Raw genomic sequence first — 17064 nt, 5'->3', positions numbered from 1 at the left:
TCAGAAAGCCGGGGCCAGCCACCGGCGGCGCTGCCATACCCATAAAAATCCAGCCGAATTTATCAATCGATAAAGCAGTTGCATAAGCCAGATACCTAATAAGCCCTGGTCTAAACCAATCCCTACCCACCAAGCCAGGGGTAAAAAAAGCAACCACTGCATCCCTAGGGTCAGCATCATTACTGTACGTTGCGCGCCCGCACCCATTAAGGCCTGCGCGAGCACTAGAGCTGCGGCATCCAGCACAATCATCACGCCGGTAAGCTGCAGAGGGAGTTTTCCCAGCTCGACTAGCTCTCCGCTGCTAAAAAAAATCCCAAGTACCTGTTCAGGTATCACTAGCATAGGCAGCGCCAGCACAAGCAGTAGCAGCCAAGCGACCCGCAGCGCATCCAGTCCCCAGCGGTGGGCTTCGTGCTGCGCATCCCGACCTAATGCTTCACCCACTAAGCTCATCGCAGCTACGCCGATGCCCACCCCAGGCAAAATCAGTAGTAGTGACAGATTAATCAACACATGGCCAACTGCGACACTGGCGGTGCCTAGTTGACTAAGTAACCAAATGAGTACCGCATAACCCGCTGCAAATAAAAACTGCTGTAAAGAGTGAGGGGCGGCAAGTAACAGGGTAGTGCGCAGAGTGGCTATGCGTGGCAGATGTTTCAAAAAATGCGCTATAGAAAGACTTTTTGTGCTCACCCAGCACCATACAATCAAGCCAATAAACAGCGATAGTGTAGTACCAGCCCCCGCGCCGCTCGCGCCCATTTTGGGTAGTCCGGCAAATCCATAGATCAAACCCGCGCTGACGGCCACATTAATCAAGTGAACCGCCACGATGATACGCAAGTAGAGATGCGTTTGCTGGCGACCGTTCCAGTAGCCACGAAAGCACAGCGTTAGCGCAATGGCCATCAGTGACACCACCCGCCAACGGAAATAGTCGACGGCGACGCTTTGAACGTCGGCGGTTTGGCTAATCAAACCAATCAGCAGCGGTGCTTGCCACCAAGCCCAGAGCGACAGCGGAAGGGCAACCGCAAGCCCAATCACCAGCCCCGAGTTAAGCGGATGGGCGATGTCCGTGTGGGCAGCGCCCAAGCGCTGGGCGGTTTGTGACTGCACGCTGGAAGAGAGCCCAAACACAATAGCGCTGAGCATAAACATCGCGTAACCGCCCACGCCTACACCCGCCAGCGCTACCTCGCCCAAATGCCCCACCAGCGCGGCATCGATCAAGTTGAGCATGCTCTGCGACAGCATGCCCAGCATGATGGGTAAGGCAAGGCGAATTACCTTGCCGTGACGGCGAGCGACAAACAGCATTAATTAGCTCGGGTCGTAGGAGAGCACTGGTGAGAGCCAGCGCTCCATTTCCTCAAGGGGCATCTGCTTACGTGCGGCGATAGCCTCGACCTGATCCCGGGTGATTTTACCGGTGGAGAAGTACTTCGACTGTGGGTGCGCAAAGTACCAGCCGGAAACCGCCGCCGCTGGCCACATGGCGAAGTTTTCGGTCAACTCTAGGCCGGTATTTTCGGTGGCATCAAGCAGCCGGAATAGCGTGGCTTTCTCGGTGTGATCCGGGCAGGCAGGGTAGCCAGGCGCGGGGCGTATGCCCTGATACTTCTCGGCAATCAAGGCATCGTTGTCCAACGTTTCATCGGGTACGTAGCCCCAATACTCTTTACGCACCCGTTCGTGCATGCGTTCGGCAAAGGCTTCTGCAAGACGATCCGTCAATGCCTGTACCATAATCGCATTGTAGTCGTCGCCTGCCGCCTCATAAGCTTTGGATAGCTCATGAACGCCGTGGCCCGTAGTGACCGCGAAGCCCCCAATCCAGTCGGCTTTACCACTTTCTTTGGGGGCAATAAAATCGGCTAGGCTGTAGCAGATACCGTCGCGACCCTTGGTGGTTTGTTGACGAATGTGATGCAGACGCTCAACAACTTCACTGCGCGACTCATCGGCGTACACCTCAATCACGTCGTCATCAACGCTGTTGGCGGGCCACAGGCCGATAACACCACGGGCCTGAACGCGCTTCTCATCGACCAGCTTACGCAGCATGACCTTGGCATCTTCAAACAGGTTGCGGGCTGCCTCGCCGACGACCTTGTCGTCGAGAATTTTGGGGTACTTGCCCGCTAGCTGCCAGCTCATAAAGAAAGGCGTCCAGTCGATGCGCTCAATCAGCTCTTCGAGGTCGTAGTCATCGAACGTTTTTAGCCCCAGCATATTCGGCTCGGAAGGAGTATGGGCGCTCCAGTCGGTACGGAAACGCCGCTTACGCGCCTGGGTGTAGTCCAGATCCGCCGCTTTGGGACGGCGCTTGGCGTTACGCTCGCGAACCTTCTCGTACTCTTCGCGGATCTCGGCGACGTAAGGTGTTTTTAAAGCAGGCGTCAATAATTTGCCCGCTACCCCAACGGCACGGGAAGCGTCAGTGACATAAATCACCGGATGCTCATACTGCGGTTCGATCTTCACCGCGGTATGCGCTTTAGAGGTAGTGGCACCGCCAATCAGCAGCGGCAGATCCACCCCGCGGCGCTGCATCTCTTTCGCAACGTGGACCATTTCATCCAGCGACGGGGTGATCAATCCCGATAGGCCGATAATATCAGCATTGTGCTCTTTGGCCGCCTGCAAGATCTTGTCTGCGGCGACCATAACGCCAAGATCGATGACTTCGTAGTTATTACACTGCAAGACCACGCCGACGATATTTTTACCGATATCGTGAACATCGCCTTTGACCGTTGCCATTACGATCTTGCCTTTGGCCTTGGTATCTTCGCTCTTCTCGGCTTCGATGTAGGGGATCAAATAGGCGACGGCCTGTTTCATCACCCGCGCAGACTTAACCACCTGAGGCAGGAACATCTTGCCGTCGCCAAACAGATCGCCGACGACGTTCATGCCGTCCATCAGCGGGCCTTCGATGACCTCAATAGGGCGCTCGGCTTCGGCGCGGGCCTGTTCGGTGTCATCTTCGATATACACCGTAATGCCTTTCACCAGCGCATGTTCAATACGCTTATTGACCGGCCAACTGCGCCACTCGAGATCCTCTTTCTTGGCCGCGCCGCTACCGTCGCCTTTATACTTATCGGCAATATCCAGCAGCCGCTCGGTACCGTCGCTGCGGCGGTTAAGCACCACATCTTCGACCGCATCGCGCAGCTCGGCGGGCAGGTCGTCGTAAACAGCAAGCTGGCCTGCGTTGACGATGCCCATGGTTAGGCCCGCGCGGATCGCGTGATAAAGAAACGCCGAGTGGATCGCTTCGCGCACCGGGTTGTTGCCGCGGAACGAGAAAGAGACGTTAGAAACCCCGCCCGACACCATCGCGTGGGGCAGGTTTTCGCGAATCCACTGGGTCGCTTCGATAAAGTCGACCGCATAGTTATTGTGCTCATCGATGCCGGTGGCGATGGCAAAAATATTGGGGTCGAAGATGATATCTTCGGCGGGGAAGCCTATCTCATCGACCAGCAGGCGGTAGGCGCGCTGACAAATTTCGGTTTTGCGGGCGAAGGTGTCTGCCTGGCCTTCTTCGTCAAAGGCCATGACGACAATGGCAGCGCCAAAGCGGCGGCATTTGGTCGCCTGTTCGCGGAAGGCGGCTTCGCCTTCCTTCAGAGAGATGGAGTTCACCACCGCCTTGCCCTGGACGCACTTGAGGCCCGCTTCGATGATCTCCCACTTGGAGGAGTCGATCATAATCGGTACGCGGGCAATATCCGGCTCGCCGGCGATCAAGTTAAGAAAGCGCTCCATAGCTTCCTTGGACTCGAGCATGCCCTCGTCCATATTGATGTCGATGACCTGAGCGCCGCTTTCGACTTGCTCCAGGGCGACTTCCAAGGCAGTGGTGAAGTCTTCTTCTACTATCAAGCGCTTAAAACGTGCCGAGCCGGTGACGTTGGTACGTTCACCAACGTTGACGAACAACGAATCGGCTTCAATATTGAACGGTTCTAGACCGGATAGCCGGCAGGCGCGACTGCGCTCTGGAATGACCCGCGGCGCCATGTCGCGAACAGAATCCGCAATGGCGCGAATATGTTCAGGCGTCGAGCCACAGCAGCCGCCGATAATATTGACTAGGCCACTGGCGGCAAACTCGCTGACAATCTCCGACATCTCTCCCGGCGTTTGGTCGTACTCACCAAACTCGTTGGGAAGACCCGCATTGGGGTGGGCGGAGACAAAGGTGTCGGCTTTGGTAGAGAGCTCTTCCAAATAAGGACGAAGCTCTTCGGCACCCAGGGCGCAGTTTAAACCCACCGATAACGGCTGGGCGTGGCGTACCGAGTTCCAGAAGGCTTCGGTAGTTTGACCTGACAGAGTACGGCCCGAGGCATCGGTAATGGTGCCGGAGATCATTACCGGCAGGCGCTCGCCGCGATCATCGAATAGCTCTTCCAGGGCATAGATCGCGGCCTTGGCGTTAAGCGTATCGAAAATGGTTTCGATCATGATCAGATCGGCACCGCCTGCAATTAGCGCTTCGGCGGCTTCGTAGTAGTTCTCGCGCAGCTCATCAAAGGTAACGTTACGCTTGGCGGGATCATTCACATCCGGCGATAGTGAAGCGGTGCGCGAGGTGGGGCCTAACACACCGGCAACGTAGCGAGGAACGCCGGTTTCGGCGGCCACTGCATCACACACCTCACGGGCCAGCCGTGCTGACTCGCGGTTGAGTTCAACCACCAGCGATTCCATGCCGTAATCAGACTGTGACAGCTGAGTGCTATTAAAGGTGTTGGTCTCAATAATGTCGGCACCAGCTTCCAGGTAGTCACGGTGAATCCGCGTGACGACATCAGGGCAGGTGAGCGCGAGCAGATCATTATTGCCTTTGAGGTCCGAGGGCCAGTCGCTGAATCGCTCGCCGCGAAAATCCTCTTCGCTCAACTGGGCATTCTGCAGCATGGTGCCCATGCCGCCGTCCAGAATCAGGATACGTTCGGCAAGGCGTTGGGTGAGGGTCGCGATCAAAGCACTATCAGCCATGGCAGGGGGAGTTCTCCAGCGTCACAGTCGTCAAAGGGGATGTTGTTATCGTCGGAAAAGCAGCATCTGTCGTTATAAGGCGCATAATGATAACAAAAGGGAGTGCAAAAGGCGCCCCTAGGGAGTGCTATACGTTGCATAAGTAAAGACAATCAATACGCGATCTTGAGACGCAACACTTAAATAGCCTACTAAAACAGTCGGGATTGTGTCAGCGCGCTGTTTTGCTTACCATAGACACAAATGACATGTGAAGTGGCGCCGCCACTACCACGGGAGGAAGACAGCCCTCATGACCACGACTAGCGAAGCAGATACTAAAATCGATACCCAAGGTATTGATATCACAGACAGTGCGCAGGAATACTTGGCAGAACTGCTGGAAAAGCAGAACGTCGAAGGTATTGCGGTACGCATTTTCATTACTCAGCCGGGCACACCCTACGCGGAAACTTGCCTAGCTTACTGCCGTCCCGGCGAAGAAGAGCCTACCGATGTCACGCTGGAGCTCGAGAAAATTAACGTTTTTCTCGATAAAAACAGCTTGGCCTTTTTGGAAGAGGCAGTGGTGGATTTCAACGCGGACCGGATGGGTGGTCAGCTGACGATCAAAGCACCCAACGCCAAGATGCCCAAGGTAAATGCGGATAGTCCCCTTGAAGACCGTATTAATTACGTGCTTTACAGCGAGATCAATCCCGGGCTTGCTGCTCACGGCGGCGAAATAAAGTTGGTTGAACTGACCGAGCAGCAGTACGCCGTCCTCGCCTTTGGCGGTGGCTGCCAGGGCTGTGCAGCGGTTGATTTAACCCTGAAAGATGGCGTTGAAAAAACCCTGATGGAGCGCATTCCGGAGCTTGCCGGTATTCGCGACGTTACTGATCATAGTGATACCACCAACGCCTACTACCGCTAAATTTACGGTACACGGTCAAAAGCCCAGCCTTGAAACGCTGGGCTTTTTTACGTCTTTAGTTTGATTACTGGCCTGGCTCACTGCTCTGTTTTGAAAGCGCATCGGGGAGCGCCGTAAGCTGTGTTTGCAGCGCTTCCATGCGGCTCCAAAGTTTCTCTTGCCACGCTTTTTGTAGCGCAGCTTCGCGCTCATCATGCTGCTGGGCTTGGCTGTTTAGCGCGGCTTTAGCCTCATTTAGCTGCTTGGTCAGCGTTTTCTCCTGCTTTTCCAATGCTGCCATTGTCTGCTTCTGCTCGCTAATCTGTTGCTCGCGTTCGCTGGCTTCTAGCTGAAGTTGATGCATAGCCTGCTGCTTTGTTTTTAGCTCCTGGCTCAATGACTCAATGCGCTGCTCTGACTGCTGCAAACGTTTTTGGTAACTCTTCTCTTCCTGGGCGCGCGCCTGCTGAGCGTTATCCAGCATCGCCATCAGTCTTCCTTCAGCCGCCTCATGGCGCTGCTCCTCTTGTGCTAGGCGCTGCTCCCACGCTACCTGCTGCTCCTTAATGGCTTGGCTATGCGCATCGCGCTGCGCGCCTGCCTGGTTCTCTAGCTGCTGTTGCGCATGCTTAAGTTGAATGACTTCCTCCTGCGACGCTTCGGCTTGTTGATGCCAGTGATGTTCGCTGGTTTGGCTGGCGGCTAATTCCCGGTTCAACGCCTCCATGCGCTGCTCCATATGACGCAAGTGCTCTCCGAGGGCGCTTTCACGCTGCTCGGCGTTAGCCGCCTGCTGTCTAGCATCCTCTGCGAGCTGCTGGGCATCCGCCACTTGGCGGTCGGCATCTTCGCGGTAGTGAAGCAGCGTTTGATTCGCCACTTCCTGGGCCTCACGCCATAGCTCGCTGGCCATGGTCACCACGACTTCCGGTACACCCTTGGGCGGGGGCACGTCGCGATTCAGCTCTCGCTCGCTGCGCCACAAGCGAAAGTGATCACTAATCGTCGTGAAGCTGCCGGTGCCCAGCACATCGCGAATACGCTGCACGCTAGGTGTATCGCCACGGGCCAGCAGGGCATCAATGGCTTGTTGAACATCGCTGTACTGTATGCCGTTGCGGGCCATGAAATGATCCTTCCTTGAGAGCTTTTGTGACCGCCATTGTCGGGATTTACCGGGCAAAAGGCAATATTTACGTATTATGTAATACGTAATTTTATTTATGATAATAGGCATAAATTCAAGATTACCCGTCTTATCTTGAATTTATACGACTACAGAGGCACACTTCAGGCCATTGGATATAAAAGGCCTTTAAAAGAGAGTAGCTACGGGCATGGCGAACGAAGTTATTACACCCACCAGCCAACTATTGACGCTAAAAGAGACGCCCAATGGAGGGCGTATTAGCGCCCAAAACGATGCCCAGGCAGTATCCGCATGGCTTGAGGAGTACGTGGACAGCCCGCAAACCTGGAAAACGTACCGTCGAGAGGCGGAGCGGCTACTGCTCTGGCTGGCTAGCCAAGGGCTCACGCTTGACAATATAAATCGCGAAACGCTGCGCCGCTTTGAAGCCTTTCTTGCTGACCCACAGCCTAGTGAGCAGTGGGTTGGGCCCTCCAAGCCCCGTGCGCACCCGGCGTGGCGGCCATTTCGCGGCGTGTTATCGCCCGCCAGCCGGCGTCAAAGCTTGGTGATACTGCAAGGTCTGTTCGCGTGGTTGGTAGAAGCGGGGTGGGTTAACCACAACCCGTTCCGCTTAATGCGCGATAAATCCCGCCGCCTGAATAATCAAACGCCGCGAATTGAGCGCTATCTTGAGGGCGATCTATGGGCATGGCTGTGGGAGTGGTTGAATAAACCGTTAGAAGCTGGGGAGGGCGATCGCGCTCATTTTGAACATGCCCGGCGGCGCTTTATCTTTGGCTTTTCCTATCTGCTTGCGCCACGTATTAGCGAAATGGCGGATGCGCGTATGGGCGATTTCCAGCGCAGCGAAGGGCGCTGGTGGTGGCATGTGGTGGGCAAGGGCAGCAAAATGGCAAGAATTCCGCTGCCCGAGGATATGCTGACTTGCCTGCAGCGGTGGCGCCAAACACTGGGCCTGTCTGATAGTCCCAGCCAGCTGGACGCAGAGACACCGTTGCTTCGCGCCCTGGATGGCCAGCGCGGCCTGGGGCATAACCAGCTTTATCGGCTTATTCGGACTACATTTCAGCAGGCTGCGCAAGCACTTGAAGATAATGGCGGCGCACCTGAACATATTGCCGCACTTAACCAAGCAACGCCGCACTGGTTACGGCACACATCGATTACCCACCAAGCTCAATCGGGCATTAGCTTGCGCCATCTGGCCGAAAGTGCCCGTCACGCGCGCCTCGATACCACCTCACGCTATCTCCATACCGAAGATAATGAGTGGCATCGCGAGCAGCAGCGCCATCGATTGACTGTTTCAGGACACAACCTCCCTCAAGACTCCTTCGAGCCGTTATAATGGCCCCAATGAGTATCCCTATGACTCAAAATATCAGTCGCCAATTCCAATAGAGAAGGAAATAGCATGAGCACTTCCGGCGCCGAGCAGGCCCAGCAAGAGCTGATCGAAGATTTCGAGATATTCGATAACTGGATGGATCGTTATCAGTACATTATCGATATGGGTAAGCAGCTGCCTGACTTTCCCGAAGAGTGGAAGATCGAGGAGTTTAAAATTCAGGGCTGTCAGTCAAACGTATGGATGCGCCATGAGGAGGAGGGCGATAAGCTGGTTTTTAAAGCGACCTCTGATGCAGCCATCGTATCCGGACTGATTGCCGTCTTGCTGCGTATTTATAGTGAACGCACAGCCGCTGAAATCCGTGCTACCGAACCGCACTTTATGACTGATTTAGGGTTAGACAAGCACTTGTCACCTACACGTAGCAATGGCCTGCACGCCATGCTCGAGAAGATCTACGCGGTAGCGCAGCAGAAGTAGCAAAACAAGCTAGCGAGGGTGATGATCACAGCAAGAGGGCGACGATGCCTTTTCATCATCCTCGCGGCAAAGCTGTTCGCTGCGGCCACCAGACACTGGATCCATACCACCAGGATTACCTGGGTGGCACTTAACGATCCGTTTGAGTGCCATCCAGCCGCCTTTTAATGGCCCATGTACCTGAATCGCCTCGATCGTGTAAGACGAACAGCTCGGCCAGAAGCGGCAGCGCGGGCCTAAAAGGGGGCTGAGTGTATATTGATAGACTCTTACGCAGCCAATCATCATCTTCATCAATAACCAGCGCGAACCAGCTCGCAGTGCTGAAATCCATTGTGCCATGGCTATGACGAGGTTTTCTTGCCGTAAAGGTCGTCAGGGTCAATCAGCGGATTACTGGTAATTGAGGCCTGCTCTTTCTCTACAGCGATATAGAAACAGCTGCGTCGCCCAGTGTGGCAAGCAGGGCCCGTTTGTTCGACTTGTAGTAATAGCGTATCGCCATCGCAATCAAGGGCGGCAGAGACGAGTTGCTGCTGCTGACCCGACGACTCACCCTTGCGCCATAGTTTTTCCCGCGAGCGCGAATAGTAGCAAACACGCCGGGTGGTTAGCGTCTCTTCCAGCGCCTCACGGTTCATCCACGCCATCATCAACACTTCGTTCGTATCGTGCTGCTGTGCAATGGCGGGGATCAAACCATCAGCATTAAAACGCACTGCCGCTAGCAGGGTAGACACCGCGGGTAGACTGTCTTCGGGAGTGGCACGCTCTAGTTGCTTAAACAGCGCATCCGGTGCGATGTGATCAAAACGGGACATACAATTTACTCGCTAGCTGTTCGACAATCCTGACAGAGCCCTTGGAGCTCAATGGTTTGGCGCTCAACGTTAAAGCCCTGGCGTTTTGCCAGCGCTGCCAGTTGATCGCTAATCTCATCCAGGTGCAGCTCTTCGACATAACCGCAGTGACGGCAAATGAGTAGCTGAAAACCGTGGGCATGCTCTGGGCAAGCGCAGGCCACATAGGAATTCTGCGACTCGATGCGATGCACCAAGCCTTGATCAATCAAGAACTCCAGCGCCCGGTAAACTGTCGGTGGGCGGGCGGCCGCATGCTCGGTAGAGAGCTTATCAAGCAGGTCGTAGGCTTTTAGCCCGCCGCCATTTTCGGCAATCATCTCCAGCACGCGGCGGCGAATAGGGGTGAAGCGGACGCCGCGGATATGGCACTGCGACTCCGCCTGCTGTAGTAGTGTACTCGCTTGGGTCATGGGCAACTCGTTGAACGTTGTTAGCCTAGCTCTCGTTAGTAGTCTACGCGCCGGTGGACGAGGTGTCAGAGCTTTCTACCGACTCGCTGTCTACCAGCTCACTTTGCCGCGCAAAATGGTGTTGGGCAAAGGCCACTCGTTGTTTCGGGGGCACGTTGTCGGGTTGACGCTCAATGAGATCAAGGCGGCGGCGCAAACCCTCACCATTGGTCATTTGAATAGCCAAACCGGGCCGCGCGTTAAGCTCAAGCAGCATAGGACCATACTTACGATCCAGCACCATATCAGTACCTAGATAGCCTAGCCCGGTCATTTCATAACATCCCGCCGCCAAGTTAAGCAGCGTTTCCCACTGGGGTACGACCAGGCTTGCCAGATCGTGCCCCGTGTCCGGGTGGCTAAAGCAGGGCCTATCAAATTGAACGGCGCGCAGGGCAGCACCAGTCGCAATGTTCAAGCCAACGCCCACTGCCCCTTGGTGCAGGTTAGCCTTGCCGTCGGATGCCGCGGTGGAGAGACGCATCATGGCCATAACGGGGTAACCCTTGAAGACGATAACCCGGATATCGGGAACCCCTTCATAGGTGTAATCCATCAGGCTTTCATCGAAATTAATCAGCGTTTCAATCACCGCCACATCGGGTGAGCCGCCCAATGAGTAGAGGCCGGACAAAATATTCGAAACGTGACGTTCAATATCAACAAGCGTCTGTTTCGCACCACTGGGTTTGATAAAGTTATTATCTTCAACTTTTTCAATCACCAGTATGCCTTTGCCGCCGCTCCCCTTGGCAGGCTTGATGACAAAACCTGCGTGCCCCGTGAGCATCGCGCCAATGTGCTTAACGCCAAACTGTGTCGTTACCGTGCCAATCAGTTCGGGCGTGGTAATCCCATACTGTTGAGCCAGTAACTTGGTTTTAAGCTTGTCATCGACCAGGGGATAGAGACGGCGGCTATTATATCGCCCAATGTAGCGAATATTGCGGCGATTCATGCCGATAATGCCTTTATCCCGCAAGCGCGTGGGCCACGTCCAGTTCTTCAGCCAACTCATGAGGGCTTCTCATCGTCAGTGATTGGTTTGAAGCGGCGCAGCTCTAGTAAACGGTAGCCGGTGTAATTGCCCAGCAGCAAGATCAACGCCATCAATATCAACTGAACACCAAGGAAGTTGAAGGTAATGTGGCGCACCCAGGGGTTATTCATCGCCAGGTAGGCAAGGACAGCCGTGATCAAACTGCCGCCGCCTTGGATTAACACCTGCTTAGGGCCTTCCTCTTCCCATAGAATCGACATGCGCTCAATGGTCCAGGCCAAAATGATCATCGGGAAGAAGGTAATCGTTAAGCCAGCACTAAGCCCCATACGGTAGGCCAGCACGGTGAAGATCGAGATAATCGCAATCACCGTTATTATTACCGCCGAGACCCTGGCTACAAGCAATAAATTCAAGTAGGAAAGATAGTTACGAATAATCAGACCAACGGCAACGATGAGCAGGAAACCAATCAAGCCGGTGGGAAGGGTGGTTTGAATGAAGGCGAGGGCGATCAATACCGGCATAAAGGTACCGGACGTTTTAATGCCCACCAGCACACGCAAAAAAACCACCATTAACGCGCCAATGGGAATGAGCAAGATAGTTTGGAACAGAGCTTGCTCTTCCAGTGGCAGGCTGTGGATGGAGAAATTCAGCAGCGTGTCTTCAGAGTAGTGATTACGTACCGCCGCCGAAGCAGGCTGATCATGGGTCATCATGGAGAAGGTGACCCGGGAATTGGTGCCGCCCTGAACTTCCAACACGGCTCTGCCACCGGTTTCCCACAGCAGCAAATTATCCGGTTTGCCTTGCTCACCCGTCAGCGGGTGAAAAATGGCCCACTCTTCGCCAGTTTCATCAAACACCTGAATCCAACTGCTTAGCGTTTGGCGACGACGCCCATCTTCCAGCAGCAGACCACTTACCTCACGAGCTTGAACGCCCGCTTGGTTGAGTAACCGAACCACTAGCGCCGCAGGGTTTTCTTGTGAAAGCAGCAGCCGCGCATTTTCACCCTGGCGCTCACCGTTAATATCGAGGATTAGCTCGCGAGCAAAGGTAGCGTTATTGGCACTGCGTGCCCAAGCTTGCTCAATTAGCTGGCTGGCCGCCGTGTCATAGGGGCTTTCCCAGGGCGTGCTAGCGGGCGCTTCAGGAGGTGTCTGTACCGGTGAACGCGCATCTTGAGATACCAGCATTTGCACCGAGTAGTAAAGCATTTGGCTACCCACGGCTTCGCGAATAGTCCAGCGGGCAGTACGGCCCAATTCATCCGCCTGGTATGCAAGCCCATACCCAGATGAAGCCGTGTTTTCAGTCAATACACGGTAGCCAGCCTGGTGTGATGGCAAAGCCAAGTCGACCTGAACGGGACCATCCTGAGCATTAAAAGTAATGCCAGCCTCAATTTCCCACACCTGACGCTGTTCACCGGGCAGCCAGGGAATCTCAAACTGCACATGGCGATGCACGCTGGTAGCAACACCTACGACTAGCAGGAAGCCGACAATAATATAAAACATTAACCGTGACATGGAGATTCCTTTCTTCGTAAAGCGTCAGAGCGGTTACTCTTCGCTATCGTCTTCATCAACCGCTTCATCTTCACCAGCTTGTTCCGCTGGCTCGCCACCAGGAAACTCGGGGCGGTCATGTAAATAGGTGCTAGCGACGTCAATCAACGCTATATCCATTATAAAGCGCCGTCCAAGCAGCACCGGGTAATCGAGATGAGAGCGGTTATTGAGCGTGAATTCGACATTTTCGCGAATTGGTCCTAGGGTCATTAATAGAGAAATGACCGGGCGTGACTCTTCACCGGAAGCTTGAATAATGCGTACTCGGCGAACGATTGGCGCTTCAATCCACTCTTCTCGCTGTGAATCTACGGCTACATCTTCTTCGTTAAGCGCCAATTTGAAACGTACCCAGTCTTCGCCATCGCGCTCAAAAGGCGTTATTTCGTCCGCTGAAAGTGAAGATGTGTTGGCACCGGAATCGACACGCGCTTTTAAATACGTTCCTAGGCTCGGAAAACCTACCCACTCGTTGCGCCCCAATAGGGTTTTAGTGGTCAAACTCTCGTCAATTTCACACTCTTCACGGATGATGACAGGCTCTTCACGCATGGCTTCTAACTGCTGCACATCCTGGCGAAGGTAGCGCAGCAAACTGCCCACTTCACGCATATCGGCAGTCAGTGTTTGCTGCTGATCAAGTTGGCGTTCCTGCAGCTCCGTACCTGTGTCGCATTGCTGCGCTAACTGGCTTTCTAATTCCAGGATACGAGAATTGAATGAGGCTTCACTTAAAGGGGGCGGTTGATTCGTTTCCGGCTTGGTTGCTGCACAACCTGCGATCGAAAGTGACAAGCCAGCTATAAGCCACAAAACACCTGGGCGCATATCAAGAGATATCCTTGGACAATAGGTTGGGGAATGATAAGGAGATGGGAGACTAGTGTCCAACGCCATCACAGCTTTTCGGATACCAATTTACAGAAGCTTAGTTTATTTGATTTAACATAATATATATTAAGCGAACTCGTCCGTACGCTGTAGTCATAAGCTCTGAGGTGTTCTATGCTATTAAAATATTTTACCACAATTGTACCGATATCCGTTTTCATATAGGAAATGACTTATGATCCGCTCACTGCGTATTAGCTTTTTCGCACTACTTTTTGTGTTGGCTGGTTGTGCTGGCGTTGATATTGAAGACTACGCTGACTCTGAACCTCGTTTGGATATCGCCGAATACTTTGCGGGCACCACCCGAGCCTGGGGCATGGTGCAGGATTACTCCGGCGAGGTACAGCGACGTTTTACCGTGGAGATCCAAGGCAGTTACGAAGATAACACCCTGACACTGGACGAGTCTTTCGTGTTTTCAGACGGTGAAACCGATAGACGCGTTTGGACATTTGACCGAATCGATGAGCACCGTTGGATTGGCACTGCCAATGACGTGGAGGGCCAAGTCGAAGCACGTCAATACGGTCACGCTTTCCACATGCGCTATCCGTTAGAGGTCGAAATCGATGGTCGAATGATCTCATTCACCATGGATGACTGGATGTACCTTCAGCCGGATGGCCGCTTGATTAATCGAACCGCCATGCGCAAATTTGGCTTCACGCTTGGTGAAATTACGCTAGTATTTGATAAATCATAACCCTTTGTTAAAACAGGATTTAATCACAGAAAAACAAATACTTAGCAAAAAAAGCAGCCTACTTTAGCAGACTGCTTTTTCCATTGCTTGTCTACTCTTGAGACAACAAAGCGTTCGTTAAGTGCTGTAGCTATTCAGAAGGTGCGTATGAGCCGTCTTCCTGGTGAACTTCGTTGCCCGTAATTGGCGGTGTAAATACACATGCTAGGTGCATGGTTTTATGTGCCCGCAGCAAATGTTCATCATGCTGGTCAAGGATGTAGATATCGCCCGGCTTGATAGGCCAAATTTTGCCATCCGCTAGGGTTTCCACCTCGCCTTCGCCTTCGATGCAGTACACAGACTCATAGTGATGTTTGTAGTGAATATGTGTTTCAGTGCCCTCGAAAATTCGCGTGATATGAAAAGAAAAGTTCCCACCGTCGTTGGCCAACACCAGGCGCGTGCTGTCCCAGTTGCCATTTTCGGCGGTCACTAGACGCTCTGTTTTACGCGCTTCTTCAATATTACGAACGATCATAGGAGTACTCCGTTGCAAAGCGGCTGGCGATTACCAGCCGCTATATCCTTGACTAAAACTATTGAGCTTACTGCTTCAGCGTAACGCTTAATTACTCGCTAGCAACAGTTTTTACACACATTTCGAGAATATCCAAACCTTCCATCAGGTCTTCATCGCTAATGGTTAGCGGGCACAGGCACTTAACCACTTCGCCGTCCTGACCACTGGTTTCAATCACCAGCCCGTGTTCAAAAGCTTTACTGGTAATTTTATCGGCGATGTCACCAGACACTACGTCGATGCCGCGCATCAAACCGCGACCACGCTCCGTGGCGGGCATGCCGTGCTCCGTCAATAGTGCCGCTAGTTTCTGGAAGCGCTCTTCTACAATGCGTCCTTTACGCTGAACATCGCGTTCAAAGGTGTCATTAGTCCAGTACTTTTTCAACGCGGCTGTGGCTGTCACCATCGCCAAGCTGAAACCACGGAAAGTGCCGTTATATTGACCCGGCTTCCACTTATCCAGTTCTGGCCGCATCAGTACATGCGCAAACGGCAGGCCAAAACCGGAGAGCGATTTGGAGTTGGTAATAATGTCGGGCGTAATACCCGCATGCTCGAAGCTAAAGAACTTACCGGTCCGGCCACAGCCTGCCTGGATATCATCAATAATCAGCAGAATATCGTGGGCTTTGCAGATTCCTTCCAGGCGTTTAAGCCACTCTAGGCCCGCAACGTTAATACCGCCCTCGCCTTGCACGGTTTCAATGATGACACCCGCCGGTATATCCAAACCGCCAGATTTGTCGCCGAGCAGTTTTTCAAAATAATCCAGGGTGTCGGTATGCTCACCCATGTAGCCATCAAAAGGCAGGAAGCTAGCGCCCTGAGTGGGTATACCGCCGGTCGCTTCGCGGAATTTACGATTACCCGTAGTCGCCAAAGCACCCATGGTGACACCGTGGAAACCATTGGTGAAAGTGACAATATTATGGCGTCCTTTAGCCACTCGAGCTAGGCGGATAGCGGCTTCCACGGCATTGGTACCGGTTGGCCCAGGCAGATGCACTTTGTAGTCAAGCCCACGCGGCTTAAAAATAACCTCTTCAAGCGTTTCCAAATAATCACGCTTGGCATTGGTCCACATATCCAAACCGTGAACAACACCGTCAGTCGACAGGTAATCAATCATCGCCTGCTTCATGTGAGGATTGTTGTGGCCGTAATTAAGCGTGCCCGCGCCGGCGAGGAAATCAATGTACTCACGGCCATTCTCATCGGTTAGACGCGCATTTTGCGCTTTGGTAAATACCACCGGAAATGAACGAGAATAAGTACGTACATTGGATTCCATGCGTTCAAGCGTCTGGGTCTGCATTAGCGACCTCCTTAGTTGATCAGTTTGCCTTTAGGCGTTGCTTGCCCGGAGCAACATGAGCGGGAAAAACAGTAAGTCCAATACGTGTTTACCGTTTAAAAGCGGTGTATTAGATGCGGTCTGTTTGGAACGGGCCAATACGAACCAGGTTTTCCGGATCATGCTCTCCTCCGAGCTGTTCGGTAGAGAAGTATTCGCGGCTGTTAAGCGGCGCATGCCAGCGTGCAGCCAAGCGACGAAACAAGCCCCAAGAGGCTAGATTGTCTGGCGTGATGGTGGTTTCAAGATGATGCACATCGTCAAGTTCGGGGCGCGACATAATCGCCTCGACCAAGCGCCGCGCTAGCCCGGTACCACGCGCCTTTTCACCGACAGCCACTTGCCATAGAAAGTAGGTGTCAGGAGCGTTGTCCTTGACGTAACCAGACACAAAACCAACGATTTCGCCCTCTTCATTGGTCGCCACTGCACAGGTGTCACGAAATTGGGTCGCAAGCAGCAGGTAGGCATAGGCGGAATTCACATCCAGCGGCGGGCAGGCTTTAATAAGCTCGTAAACTCCCCATCCATCATCCGCATTGGGTTTGCGAATAAACAGCGGTGTCTCCGCATGACCCACGACAGCATCAGCCACTGTTGGTCTAGCAAGGTCAGCAGACGGAGTAAAAGGTTGTGTCGGCGTGCTCATAGTTATGCTTCGCTGTAGCGAATTTGATGATCATTATAACAGCTGATTATGAGCAATTCAAAAGCCATATTATTCTCCGTCTCGCTTTCCATAATTTTCTGTT

The 17064-nt window shown here is 53.5% G+C and carries 16 protein-coding genes; 4 read left to right on the top strand and 12 right to left on the bottom strand.

The window, feature by feature from the left end; translation table 11 throughout:
- Together QHL1GM_RS03535 and metH are read right to left on the bottom strand one after the other, a co-directional pair.
- Positions 1–1326: an MATE family efflux transporter gene (locus tag QHL1GM_RS03535; protein ID WP_071693242.1), complete on the bottom strand. Its 1326-nt coding sequence runs from the start codon at positions 1324–1326 to the stop codon at positions 1–3.
- Positions 1327–1329: 3 nt separating this feature from the next.
- Positions 1330–5025 (bottom strand): methionine synthase, encoded by a 3696-nt coding sequence (gene metH, locus QHL1GM_RS03530; RefSeq protein ID WP_071693241.1) that lies wholly within the window; start codon positions 5023–5025, stop codon positions 1330–1332.
- Between the two features lie 292 nt (positions 5026–5317).
- Here metH and nfuA point away from each other — a divergent pair, with 292 nt between their 5' ends.
- Positions 5318–5941, top strand: coding sequence for a Fe-S biogenesis protein NfuA (nfuA, locus tag QHL1GM_RS03525; RefSeq protein WP_071693240.1), 624 nt, complete (start codon positions 5318–5320; stop codon positions 5939–5941).
- A 64-nt stretch (positions 5942–6005) separates the two neighbouring features.
- Here nfuA and QHL1GM_RS03520 read toward each other — a convergent pair whose 3' ends face one another.
- Positions 6006–7046, bottom strand: a complete 1041-nt coding sequence (locus tag QHL1GM_RS03520) for a DNA-binding protein (protein WP_071693239.1) — start codon at positions 7044–7046, stop codon at positions 6006–6008.
- 211 nt (positions 7047–7257) lie between these two features.
- On the opposite strand from QHL1GM_RS03520, the gene QHL1GM_RS03515 reads away from it, so the two are divergent.
- On the top strand, positions 7258–8421 hold the full coding sequence (locus QHL1GM_RS03515; protein ID WP_071693238.1) for a tyrosine-type recombinase/integrase: 1164 nt from the start codon (positions 7258–7260) through the stop codon (positions 8419–8421).
- Between the two features lie 66 nt (positions 8422–8487).
- Positions 8488–8904: a SufE family protein gene (locus tag QHL1GM_RS03510; RefSeq protein WP_071693237.1), complete on the top strand. Its 417-nt coding sequence runs from the start codon at positions 8488–8490 to the stop codon at positions 8902–8904.
- A 9-nt stretch (positions 8905–8913) separates the two neighbouring features.
- Here QHL1GM_RS03510 and yidD read toward each other — a convergent pair whose 3' ends face one another.
- The 6 genes from yidD to QHL1GM_RS03480 are packed head-to-tail and all read right to left on the bottom strand — an operon-like array spanning position 8914 to position 13624.
- Positions 8914–9246: a membrane protein insertion efficiency factor YidD gene (yidD, locus tag QHL1GM_RS03505; protein WP_071693236.1), complete on the bottom strand. Its 333-nt coding sequence runs from the start codon at positions 9244–9246 to the stop codon at positions 8914–8916.
- A 2-nt stretch (positions 9247–9248) separates the two neighbouring features.
- Complete coding sequence (hisI, locus tag QHL1GM_RS03500; RefSeq protein WP_071693235.1) at positions 9249–9725, bottom strand: phosphoribosyl-AMP cyclohydrolase; 477 nt, start codon at positions 9723–9725, stop codon at positions 9249–9251.
- Between the two features lie 5 nt (positions 9726–9730).
- Entirely contained in the window at positions 9731–10177 is a 447-nt protein-coding gene (locus tag QHL1GM_RS03495) for a transcriptional repressor (RefSeq protein WP_007114248.1), read from the bottom strand.
- A 43-nt stretch (positions 10178–10220) separates the two neighbouring features.
- Complete coding sequence (locus QHL1GM_RS03490; RefSeq protein ID WP_071693234.1) at positions 10221–11234, bottom strand: alpha-L-glutamate ligase-like protein; 1014 nt, start codon at positions 11232–11234, stop codon at positions 10221–10223.
- Positions 11231–12754, bottom strand: coding sequence for an inactive transglutaminase family protein (locus QHL1GM_RS03485; RefSeq protein ID WP_071693233.1), 1524 nt, complete (start codon positions 12752–12754; stop codon positions 11231–11233). Before QHL1GM_RS03485 ends, QHL1GM_RS03490 begins: the two co-directional genes overlap by 4 nt.
- Before the next feature lie 33 nt (positions 12755–12787).
- Positions 12788–13624: an ATP-dependent zinc protease gene (locus QHL1GM_RS03480; RefSeq protein WP_071693232.1), complete on the bottom strand. Its 837-nt coding sequence runs from the start codon at positions 13622–13624 to the stop codon at positions 12788–12790.
- A 238-nt stretch (positions 13625–13862) separates the two neighbouring features.
- Here QHL1GM_RS03480 and QHL1GM_RS03475 point away from each other — a divergent pair, with 238 nt between their 5' ends.
- Entirely contained in the window at positions 13863–14393 is a 531-nt protein-coding gene (locus QHL1GM_RS03475) for a DUF3833 domain-containing protein (RefSeq protein ID WP_071693231.1), read from the top strand.
- 130 nt (positions 14394–14523) lie between these two features.
- Here the strand turns inward: QHL1GM_RS03475 and QHL1GM_RS03470 are convergent, their stop codons facing one another.
- The 3 genes from QHL1GM_RS03470 to ectA all read right to left on the bottom strand — a co-directional run bounded on the left by QHL1GM_RS03470 (position 14524) and on the right by ectA (position 16961).
- Positions 14524–14913 carry an ectoine synthase gene (locus QHL1GM_RS03470; RefSeq protein WP_007114243.1) on the bottom strand — a complete coding sequence of 130 codons (390 nt, stop codon included), beginning with the start codon at positions 14911–14913 and terminating at the stop codon, positions 14524–14526.
- Positions 14914–15004: 91 nt separating this feature from the next.
- Positions 15005–16273: a diaminobutyrate--2-oxoglutarate transaminase gene (gene ectB, locus QHL1GM_RS03465; protein ID WP_071693230.1), complete on the bottom strand. Its 1269-nt coding sequence runs from the start codon at positions 16271–16273 to the stop codon at positions 15005–15007.
- Between the two features lie 109 nt (positions 16274–16382).
- The gene (ectA, locus tag QHL1GM_RS03460) at positions 16383–16961 is read right to left on the bottom strand and encodes a diaminobutyrate acetyltransferase (protein WP_071693229.1); all 579 of its coding nucleotides are present in this window, start codon (positions 16959–16961) and stop codon (positions 16383–16385) included.
- Positions 16962–17064 lie beyond the last annotated feature (103 nt).

It is taken from the genome of Halomonas sp. QHL1 (assembly GCF_001882345.1).
GTDB lineage: Bacteria > Pseudomonadota > Gammaproteobacteria > Pseudomonadales > Halomonadaceae > Vreelandella.
Note: the sequence above shows the minus strand (reverse complement) of the source record. Positions and strands in the feature narration are given on the sequence as shown.